General features: G+C 39.3%; 2 protein-coding genes. One reads left to right on the top strand and one right to left on the bottom strand.

Annotated features, from left to right (window positions below):
• Positions 1-78 precede the first annotated feature (78 nt).
• Positions 79-582, top strand: a complete 504-nt coding sequence (locus AC3LHT_RS03390) for a hypothetical protein (protein ID WP_488661987.1) — start codon at positions 79-81, stop codon at positions 580-582.
• Here the strand turns inward: AC3LHT_RS03390 and AC3LHT_RS03395 are convergent.
• Positions 575-1,175: magnesium transporter CorA family protein (locus AC3LHT_RS03395; protein ID WP_488661988.1), on the bottom strand; the 601-nt coding region annotated here is incomplete at its 5' end. The genes AC3LHT_RS03390 and AC3LHT_RS03395 overlap by 8 nt on opposite strands.

Raw genomic sequence — 1,175 nt, forward strand, 5'->3', positions numbered from 1 at the left:
GAATTTGCTACATTTTCTGAAGCTATCCTTAAATAAGTTTTTGCAGCTATAATAAATGCCTTTAACATGGTCGATGGAATGGACGGGCTTTGTGGAGGACTTAGCCTTGTAACAGCCATCGCCTTTTCTTTCATCCCAGGCCTAGGATTTTTCCGCTGGATCGTACCTATAATAGGTGCTTTTCTCATATTCAATATAGCACCTGCCAGAATGTTCCTGGGGGACGAAGGCTCATACCTTCTTGGAGGTTTTTTTGGAATAGCCTTTATAAAAGCCTTTAATTCTGGATTCGGTTTAACCGCTTTTGGGATTCTCTGGTTGCCTCTCCTGGACCTCACTTTAGGTTTTTTGCGAAGGGCACTAAACGGTAAATCACCTTTTGAAGGTGACAGAGATCATTTCTACGATAAATTGAAAAAACTCTACATAAAAAACACCAGAACCATAATGGTCATCTCTATGGCTCTGGCTTCTATATATGCCTTTCCTTCACTTTTAATGCCTAACTGGTTTTTACTTGCTTATCTGCTCTTGGTTTCCATAATCCAAACAACTGTGTTGAAATCGCTAAAAGTCACTTAAACCAGCGTATTCTAAACAACGCAAATCCAAAAATAACAGCTACCACAGCTGAAATACTCATGGTTATATAGAAAGCATGTGGCGAATTTTGCAAAGGCAAAGCGATGTTCATGCCATATATGGAAGCTGTAAGCATGGGAATTTGAAGCACCAGCGTTACAATTGTCAATATCTTCATCACCACATTGAGGTTATTTGAAATAACAGAAGCGAAAGCATCCATCATGCCGCTTAGAATGTCATTGTATATGCGCGCCATTTCAATGGCCTGGCGGTTTTCAATGATGATGTCCTCGAATAATTCTTCATCTTCTTCATAAAGAGTAAGGATGTTTGCTCGTTTTAATTTTTCAAACATAAGCTCGTTGGATCTCAAAGAGGTCGTGAAGTAAACAAGGGACTTTTCAAGGTTCAGCATGGCTATCAATTCTTTATTCCTCGTTGAGCGGTGCAGTTCAGCTTCAATGTTATTCGATCTTTTACGTATATCCTTCAAATAGCGCAGATAATACACTGTACCTCTATCAAAAATCCGTAGCAAAAACCTGAAACGCTTTTTAGCGCATCGACCGTTATTCAAATTTGCATATCGG

The sequence above is a fragment of the Kosmotoga sp. genome (assembly GCF_982836095.1).